At 72.5% G+C, this 8,898-nt stretch carries 8 protein-coding genes; 7 read left to right on the forward strand and 1 reads right to left on the reverse strand.

Annotated features, from left to right (window positions below; all coding sequences use genetic code 11):
- A partial coding sequence (locus tag A5714_RS23410; RefSeq protein WP_231975969.1) for an LLM class flavin-dependent oxidoreductase occupies positions 1 to 782 on the reverse strand: 782 nt, incomplete at its 3' end.
- A 192-nt stretch (positions 783 to 974) separates the two neighbouring features.
- Here A5714_RS23410 and A5714_RS23415 point away from each other — a divergent pair.
- From A5714_RS23415 to A5714_RS23445, 7 genes are all read left to right on the forward strand, one after another.
- A complete protein-coding gene (locus A5714_RS23415) occupies positions 975 to 2,168 on the forward strand; it encodes an acyl-CoA dehydrogenase (RefSeq protein ID WP_068075190.1) in 1,194 nt (397 codons plus the stop codon).
- Between the two features lie 7 nt (positions 2,169 to 2,175).
- Positions 2,176 to 3,765 carry an ABC transporter substrate-binding protein gene (locus tag A5714_RS23420; RefSeq protein ID WP_369829469.1) on the forward strand — a complete coding sequence of 530 codons (1,590 nt, stop codon included), beginning with the start codon at positions 2,176 to 2,178 and terminating at the stop codon, positions 3,763 to 3,765.
- Positions 3,765 to 4,727 (forward strand): ABC transporter permease, encoded by a 963-nt coding sequence (locus A5714_RS23425; protein ID WP_068289416.1) that lies wholly within the window; start codon positions 3,765 to 3,767, stop codon positions 4,725 to 4,727. Before A5714_RS23420 ends, A5714_RS23425 begins: the two co-directional genes overlap by 1 nt.
- Positions 4,724 to 5,557 carry an ABC transporter permease gene (locus A5714_RS23430; RefSeq protein WP_068289419.1) on the forward strand — a complete coding sequence of 278 codons (834 nt, stop codon included), beginning with the start codon at positions 4,724 to 4,726 and terminating at the stop codon, positions 5,555 to 5,557. Before A5714_RS23425 ends, A5714_RS23430 begins: the two co-directional genes overlap by 4 nt.
- A gap of 15 nt (positions 5,558 to 5,572) precedes the next feature.
- Positions 5,573 to 7,183 (forward strand): ABC transporter ATP-binding protein, encoded by a 1,611-nt coding sequence (gene nikE, locus A5714_RS23435; RefSeq protein ID WP_068289422.1) that lies wholly within the window; start codon positions 5,573 to 5,575, stop codon positions 7,181 to 7,183.
- 64 nt (positions 7,184 to 7,247) lie between these two features.
- Complete coding sequence (gene aroC, locus A5714_RS23440) at positions 7,248 to 8,453, forward strand: chorismate synthase (RefSeq protein ID WP_068071228.1); 1,206 nt, start codon at positions 7,248 to 7,250, stop codon at positions 8,451 to 8,453.
- On the forward strand, positions 8,453 to 8,898 hold a 446-nt coding region (locus A5714_RS23445), incomplete at its 3' end, for a shikimate kinase (RefSeq protein WP_068071222.1). The genes aroC and A5714_RS23445, both read left to right, overlap by 1 nt.

The following is an 8,898-nucleotide window of genomic DNA, read 5'->3' on the forward strand; positions in this document are numbered from 1 at the left end:
TCGCTTCTCCGTATCACCCCAACGACATTGATCGTGCGAACAGCAGACCGCAGCAGCGCACCGACCGCCCCCGGCGTGCGGGCCACCCGGGCCAGCGTCGCGTCGTCGGCCTCGCGCAACCGCACGACCGCGCCCGACGGCACCGGGTCACCGTCCTCCACGACGACGAGGTCGGCTCCCCGGGCGCCCGGCCCGGGGTGCCGCCATACCGGCAAGTCGCCCTGCACCGACCCGGGGACGTTCAGGGGCCCGGTGATGCGGTAGGCGCCGCCGGTGTCGGCGCGCCGGATCTGGGTGATGTCGGCGAAGACGCCGGCCGCGCGGTCACCCCGCAGCGACGCGTACGGCCAAGTGCGCCAGAGGATCCGCACGGCGTCGATCGACTCCGTGGTGTGGGCCGGCGCCAGGGTGGCACCGGTCCAGGTGTCGGCGGCGGCGTTGAGCCCGATGCGACGGTCGGCGTCGAGGGCGAACCAGCCGACCCGCCCGCGGGCGGCGTGATCGACGGACAGCAGCCGGCGCGCCAAGTTGTACGGGTGGTCGCGGTGCGTGGACGCCGCGACCACCAGACCCAGCTCGGCCGTGTGCCGGGCCGCCACGGTGGCGACGAGCGACGGGTCGAGGCTGGGCGCGACGCCGGTCTGCTCGCCGCGGTCGGCGCCCACCACCCAGTAATGCACGCCGGCGGCCTCCAGCCGGCGCGCCAGCGCGGCGATGCCGTGCGCACGCGGGCCGGTGCCGATCCCGTCGCCGGCGACCTCGATCCCCAGGGTTAAGGACACGAATCCCGAGGCTACGTGGGCGCTGCGGCGATGCAACGGTCGCGCGGGGGCGGCGCCGAAAAACGGCTGGGCACAGGGCCACTGCCTTAAAAATTGTGACGGTGTAAACCGTTGCCGGTGGGCCCGGCGGCCGCCTAGCTTGTGGGGCTGGTCCGGGAAACACCGGGCCCCACGTGGAAGGTCTTGACGCGCATGCCCGTTGGCTCTGGTACCGACGTTTCAACTCCGGACGTCCTCGCCGAAATCGCCGCGGACTACCGGCTGCGCCTGGCCGACGGCGGCACCGAGCCGCCGTTGCGCGGCCTGAAACTCGTTCGCGATCACCGGCTGGGCGCGGTGCGGCTGCCGCGCGAACTCGGTGGCGCGGGCTACACGGTGCCGGAATTCTTCGACCACCTCGTCGCGCTGGCCGCGGCGGACCCGGATCTGGCGCACATCCTGCGCATCCACTACGCCCTGGTCGAGGAGCTGCAGCTGAAACCGCAGCGCGCGGGCAGTGACCGGTGGATCGCGGTGGTGGCCGAAGGCGGCCTGATCGGCGGCGCGAACGCCGAGCAGAGTCAGAAGTCGGTCGGCGGCAACAACCGGGACACTCGGCTGGTCGCCACCGACGACGGGTTGCGGTTGCGCGGCAGGAAGTTCTACAGCACCGGCGCCCAGTTCTCCGACTACCTGCGCATCACCGCGCAGGACGACGACGGCGTTCCGACCGCGGTGGTGATCCCCGTGGACCGGTCCGGCGTCGAACACCTCGACGACTGGGACGGCATCGGTCAACGGCAAACCGGCAGCGGCACCACGGTTTTCCACGACGTCGCGGTCGAAGCGGACGAGGTGTTCCCCCTCGGGGCGACGATCGGGGTGAACCGGGCCCGCGGCGCGCTGGTGCAGCTGTACCTGCACGCCGTCGCCGCCGGCATCCTGCGCTCCCTGGCGGCCGACGCGGCGGCCCTGGTGCGCGGGCGGCGCCGCACCTACACCTTCGCCACCGTCGACGACCCCACCGCCGACCCGCAGCTGCTGCAGATCGTCGGCGAAATCGACGCGGTGGCCTACGCCGCGCAGGCGCTGGTGCGCGCCGCGGCCGCCGAGGTCGCCCCCGCACTGGAGGCCGCCCGCCACACCGGGATCGATCCCGAGCTGGAAGCCGCGGCGTCGATCGCCGCCGCGCGGGTCAAGGTCGCGATCCAGGAACCCGCGCTGCGGGCGGCGTCGCGGGTGTTCGACGCCGGCGGGGCCTCCGCCGTGCAAGCGTCGGCGCTGCTGGACCGGCACTGGCGCAACCTGCGAACCCTGTTCTCGCACAACCCGACCGTCTACAAGGCCCGCGTGCTCGGCGACATCGCCGTGAACGGCGCGGCCCTGCCGGACAGCAGCTTCTTCTGATCCGATCGTGAGGCTCTGCACGCGCGCGGTGGCGCTTTCCGCCCTGGTGTTCGCGCTGCTCACCGGATGCGCGGGACACCGGCACGCCCCGAGCGGCGGGCCCACCGGCGCGCCGGTGCGCGGCGGCACCCTCACCTACTCCGACGTGTCGTTCGTCACCGACACCATGGCGGCCAACTACAGCGCCAACAACCTGATGTTCCAGCTGCTCGACCGGGTGGTGTACGTCGACCCGAAAACCGATGCGGTGCACGGCTGGCTGGCCCGGCAGTTCACCCGCAACCCCGACGCCACCCGGTACACCTTCACCATCCGCGACGGCGTGTCGTTCAGCGACCACACCCCGGTGACGGCCGAGGTGATCAAGGCCAACTTCGACCAACTCGGCAAGGGCGACCCGGCCAAGAAGATGCCCGCCTTCGCCGACTTCGTCGGCTACGACCGCAGCGAGGTCACCGGCAACGTCGTCACCGTGTTCCTCAACCGGCCCAACACCAACTTCTACAAGGTGCTGTCCTACAGCCGCTCGGGGATCCGCTCCCCGGCAACGCTGGCGCTCGACTACGCGCATCAGTCGAAGGTCGAAAACGTCGTCGGCTCCGGGCCTTTCGTCTACCAGTCACAGGTCCCGGACCAGCAGGTCGTGCTCAAGAAGCGCCCGGATTACGCGTGGCCGCCCGAGTCGTGGCCCAACCACGGCGCCGCCTACCTCGACACCGTGGTATTCCGGGTGATCACCGAGCCGGGCCTGCGCGCGGGCGCGGTCCAGTCCCACCAGGTCGACGTGGCGCGCGGCATCCAGCCCACCGACGAGCCCGCGCTCAAAGAAGGCGGGCTGCAGGTCATTTCGGTTGCCGCGCCCGCCGAGACCGCCAACCTGGTGGGCATGCGGATCAACAACCAGGTGGTCACCGACGTACGCGTGCGCCGCGCCCTGCAACTCGGCATCGACCGGCAGGCCGTGGTGGACACCGTGCTCTCCGACAGCTACCGGGCCAGCGATTCCGTGCTGGGACACGACGATCCGCTGTTCACCGACGTCAGCGCCGACATCGGCTACCAGCCGCAGAAGGCGGCCCGCCTGCTCGACGAGGCCGGCTGGAAGCTCGGCGGCGACGGAATACGCGAAAAAGACGGCCACAAGCTCAATCTCACGCTCGCGGCGTCCAACCAGAGCGTGGTGTTCCGGCCGGCGTTCGAATTCATCGAATCCGAGTGGCGCGAGCTGGGTGTCGCGTTGCAGAACCGGGCCGGCGACATGACGTTCTTCAACGCGTCGGCCACCGGGCCGTCGACGCCGCTGTTCGGCACCCGCATCCAGTACAACGTCGGGCTGGGGCTGCTGTTCGGCCGCCCGAAGAGCAACCTCACCTTCGCCAAGAACGACCACCTGATGGCGCTCGCCGACGAGGAGCTCAAGGAAACCGACCCGGCCCGCCTCAAGGACGTCGTCGCGCGCGAACAGCGCACCATCATCGACGAGCAGCTGGCCCTGGTGCTGTGGGACGAGGTGCAGGTGCACGCCGCCGCCCCCAACGTGCATCTGGACTTCACCCGCTACACCGAGCCGCTGCTGCAAAGCGCCTGGAAGGCCTGATGCTGCGCTACGTTCTCGCCCGGGTCGGCCAATCGGCGCTGGTGCTGCTGCTGGCCTTCACGGTGGTGTTCCTCGGCGTCAGCGTCCTGCCGACCGATCCGGCCACGATCTTCGTGGCCAAGGGCGAGGGCTATTTCAACCCCGACATCGTCACCCAGGTCAAGGCGTTCTACGGCTACGACCGGCCGCTGTGGGTGCAGTACGTCTCGCAACTGAATCAGTTGCTGCATGGGCATTTCGGCTTCTCCCTGTCCAGCGGGCAAGCCGTCACGGACCGCATCGGCGGGGTGATCGGCCAGACCCTGCAGCTGGCCGCGACGGCCACCGCGCTCGCGCTGCTGTTCGCCGGGGCCATCATGGTGCTGGCCACCACCGGGGGCCCGGTGCGTTCGGTCGTGCGGGCCCTGCCCCCGCTGTTCGGGGCCGTCCCCACGTTCTGGCTGGGACTCGTTGTGCTGGAGGTCTTTTCGGTCCAGCTCGGGCTGATGTCGTTGTTCCCGGACGGTTCGGTGGCCGCCCTGTTGGTCCCGGCGCTGGTGCTGGCCGTCCCGATCTCGGCGCCCATCGCGCAGGTGCTGTTGAAGAACGTGGCAGCGACGCTGGCGCTGCCGCACGTCAGAACCGCGCGGGCCAAGGGCGGCACGCCCGGGTGGGTGCTGCGCCGGCATGTGCTGAAAAACGCGGCGGGCCCGGCGTTGACGGTGACGGCGACGACCGTCGGCGCGCTGCTGGGCGGGTCGGTGGTCACCGAAACCGTGTTCTCCCGCGCCGGGCTGGGCTCGGTGTTGCTGCAGGCGGTGTCGAATCAGGACATCTCGCTGATCCAGGGGCTGGTGCTGCTGACCACGGTGGTCATCGTGGCGGCGAATCTGCTGGTCGACCTCGTCTACCCGATTCTCGACCCCCGCGTCACCAAGTCGCAGCGCCGCGGCTTCACCACCCGGCTGGGCAGCTTCGGATGAGCGCGCCCTGGGCGGTCAGGCGCGGGTTGCCGGGCGCCACACCCTGGCCGGTGCGGCTGTCCGCGGCGCTGCTGGTGCTGGTCGGCGCGTGGGCGGTCGCTCCCGGGATCTTCACCGGCCGGGACCCGCTGAAGGGCAGGCCGGTCGACAAATTCCGCCCGCCGAGCCCAGCGCACTGGTTCGGCACCGACCATCTCGGCCGCGACGTGCTGACCCGCGTCATCTACGGCACGTCGCACACCGTGGCCACCGCCGGCCTGGCGGTGGCCGTGGGTCTGCTCGTCGGCAGCGTCATCGGCGTGCTGGCCGGCGTCGCGGGTCCCGTCGCCGACGCCGTCGGCATGCGTCTGTCCGACGTGCTGCTGGCACTGCCCGGCTTCCTGATCTCGGTGTGGATCGTCACCGCCTACGGGCCCGGCCCGTGGTCGGTCGGCATCGGCGTGGGCATCGGGTCCATCGCGATCTTCGCCCGCGTGTTCCGCGCCGAGGTGCTGCGGGTGCGGGCGCTGGACTACGTCGAGGCCGCGTTCCTGTCGGGGGAGACGCGGTGGTCGGTGATCCGGCGCCACGTCATCCCCAACGCGGTGGGCGCCGTGGTCACGCTGGCCGTCATCGACCTCAGCAGCGCGATCCTGCTCATCTCGGCGTTGGGCTACCTGGGTTACAGCGCCCCGCCGCCGACCCCGGAGTGGGGCCTGCTGGTCGCGGAGGGCCGCCGCTACCTGGCGACCGCGTGGTGGCTCACCACCCTGCCCGGCGCCGTCATCCTGCTCGTCATCCTTTCCCTCGGCACCGTCAGCCGGCGCGTGCTGGCCGCCCACCGGATCTGATCGGACACCCTGCTGATGCCGCAGCCACTGCTCAACGTGTCGGGCCTGACCGTGACCTACCCCGGCGCGGTCCCCAAGGTGGCGCTGAACCGCGTCGACCTGGCGGTGGCCGCCGGGGAATTCGTCGCCGTCGTCGGCGAATCCGGATCGGGGAAAACGACGCTGGCCAACACCGTGATGGGGCTGCTGCCGCCCGCCGCGACGGTCACCGCGGCGGCGCTGGCCGTGGGCGGGCGCAGCCTGCTGGGCCTGACCGAGCGGCAATGGTGCGGCCTGCGCGGCAGCGCGGTCGGGCTGGTGCCGCAGGACCCCGGCGCGTCGCTGAACCCCGTGCGCACCATCGGATCCCAGCTCGCCGAGGTCTTCACGCTGCGGCACCGCCGGCTGGGCCGGGCCGAGGCCCGGCGGCGCTGCGTCGAACTGCTGGAGCAGGTCGAGATCGACCGCCCCGAACAGCGGCTCACGCAGTACCCGGGTGAGCTGTCGGGTGGCATGCGCCAGCGGGTGCTCATCGCCATGGCGTTCGGGCTCAACCCCGGGCTGCTGGTCGCCGACGAGCCGACGTCGGCCCTCGACGTGACCGTCCAGCGCCACGTCCTGCGCGTGTTCGACCGGTTGGTCGCCGAGCACGGCACCACCGTGGTGTTCATCACCCACGACATCGGCGTCGCGACCGACCACGCGTCGCGCATCGTCGTGATGCGCGACGGCGCCGTGGTGGAGGACGCCGGGGCCGACGCGCTCGTCGCGGCGCCGCGCACCAACTACGCCGCGCGGCTGGTCCGGCGCCTGGGCGGCGGCGCGCCCGCCGGCCCGCCGCCCGGCGGCGAGGGCGTCATCGAGCTCACCCAGGTCGCCCGCGACTTCCGGGCCGCGGCGCGGGGCCGGCACACCGCCGTCGAGGACCTCAGCTTCACCGTGCGGCGCGGCGAGACGCTTGCGCTGGTAGGGGAGTCGGGATCCGGCAAGTCCACCACCGCGAAGATGATCATCGGCCTGCTCAAGCCCAGCCGCGGGACGGTCCGGGTGCTCGGCCGCGACGTCGCCGCGCTGTCACCCCGGGGGCGGCGCGCGCACTGGCGCGACGTCCAATTCGTCTACCAGAACCCCGATTCGGCGCTCGATCCCCGCTGGACGGTGCGCCAGATCCTGGACACCCCGCTGCGGTCCTGCGGGGTGCGCGACGGGCGGCACCGCGCGCAGCGCATCGCCGAGGCCCTCGCGGACGTCGGCCTGGGCTCCGACAAGCTCGACCGCCGGCCGGCCGAGCTCTCCGGCGGGGAGTGCCAGCGCGTCGCGATCGCCCGCGCGCTGGTGGTGCGACCGCAGATCGTGCTGCTCGACGAGCCGCTGTCCGCGCTGGACGTGGTGACCCAGGAACAGATCGTCGCGCTGCTCTCGCAGCTGCAGCGGCGACTCGGCCTGACCTACCTGTTCATCTCGCACGACCTGTCGGTGGTCCGGCGGGTGGCCCACCGGGTGGTGGTGTTGCGGGCCGGGCGCGTGGTGGAGTGCGGCGAGACCGAAGCGGTGTTCGCCGCGCCGTCCTCGGAGCACACCCGCGCGCTGGTGGACGCCATCCCTGGGCGGCGGCTCGCGCACCTGACGCCCGCCGCCCTGCCGTGACCGGCGGTCGCGGCCCGGCCTGCGCGAATCGGCTTTCGGCGGCCGACATGGGAGGATGTATCCCGTGTTGCGCTGGATTACCGCCGGGGAGTCGCACGGCCGTGCGCTGGTGGCCCTGCTCGAAGGCATGGTCGCCGGCGTCGAGGTGACGTCCACCGACATCGCCGACCAGTTGGCCCGTCGCCGGCTCGGGTACGGGCGCGGGGCGCGGATGGCGTTCGAACGCGACGCCGTCACCCTGCTCTCGGGGGTGCGCCACGGCGTCACGCTGGGCGGCCCGATCGCCATCGAGATCGGCAACACCGAATGGCCCAAGTGGGAGACCGTGATGGCGGCCGACCCCGTCGATCCCGCGGCGCTGGCGGACAGCGCCCGCAACGCGCCGCTGACCCGGCCGCGGCCGGGCCACGCCGACTACGCCGGCATGCTCAAGTTCGGTTTCGACGACGCCCGGCCGGTGCTGGAACGGGCCAGCGCCCGCGAGACCGCCGCCCGCGTCGCGGCGGGCACCGTCGCCCGGTCGTTCCTGCGGCAGGCGCTGGGCGTCGAGGTGCTGTCCCACGTCATCTCGATCGGCCCGTCGGCGCCCTATGACGGGCCGCCGCCGCGGCCCGAGGACCTGCCCGCCATCGACGGCAGCCCGGTGCGGGCCTACGACGAGCGGGCGGAGAAGGCGATGATCGCCGAGATCGAGGCGGCCAAGAAGGACGGCGACACGCTCGGCGGCGTCGTCGAGGTGGTGGCCGTGGGCCTGCCGGTCGGGGTCGGCTCCTTCACCAGCGGCGACAGCCGCCTGGACAGCCAGCTCGCCGCCGCCGTCATGGGCATCCAGGCCATCAAGGGCGTGGAGGTCGGCGACGGCTTCGAGACGGCGCGGCGTCGCGGCAGCCGCGCCCACGACGAGATGTACCCCGGCCCCGACGGCGTGGTCCGCTCCACCAACCGGGCCGGCGGGCTGGAAGGCGGCATGACCAACGGCCAGCCGCTGCGGGTGCGGGCCGCGATGAAGCCGATTTCCACCGTGCCCCGCGCGCTGGCCACCGTCGACATGGCCACCGGCGACGAGGCCGTCGCCATCCACCAGCGCTCGGACGTGTGCGCGGTGCCGGCCGCCGGCGTGGTCGTCGAGGCCATGGTGGCGCTGGTGTTGGCCCGCGCGGCGCTGGAGAAGTTCGGCGGCGACTCGCTGGCCGAGACCCGACGCAACGTCGAGGCGTATCAGCGCGCGGTCGCCGACCGCGAGGCGCCGGCCGCGCGGGGTACCGCCTGATGGCACCCCGGGCGGTGCTCGTCGGGCTGCCGGGTTCGGGCAAGTCGACCATCGGCCGCCGGCTGGCCAAGGCGCTCGGGGTGGGGTTCCTCGACACCGATGCGGCCATCGAGCAACGCACCGGCCGCAGCATCGCCGACATCTTCGCCGCCGACGGCGAGCAGGAGTTCCGCCGCATCGAGGAAGAGGTCGTCCGCGCCGCGCTGGCCGACCACGACGGGGTGCTGTCGCTGGGCGGCGGCGCGGTCACCAGCCCCGGCGTCCGCGAGGCGCTGGCCGGCCACGCGGTCGTCTACCTGGAGATCAACGCCACCGAAGGGGTCCGGCGTACCGGCGGCAACACCGTGCGGCCGCTGCTTGCCGGACCGGACCGCGCCGCCAAGTACCGCGCGCTGCTGGCCGAGCGCAGCCCCCTGTACCGGCGGGTGGCCAGCATCCGCGTCGA

Source organism: Mycobacterium sp. E2462 (assembly GCF_001672685.1).
Lineage (GTDB): Bacteria > Actinomycetota > Actinomycetes > Mycobacteriales > Mycobacteriaceae > Mycobacterium.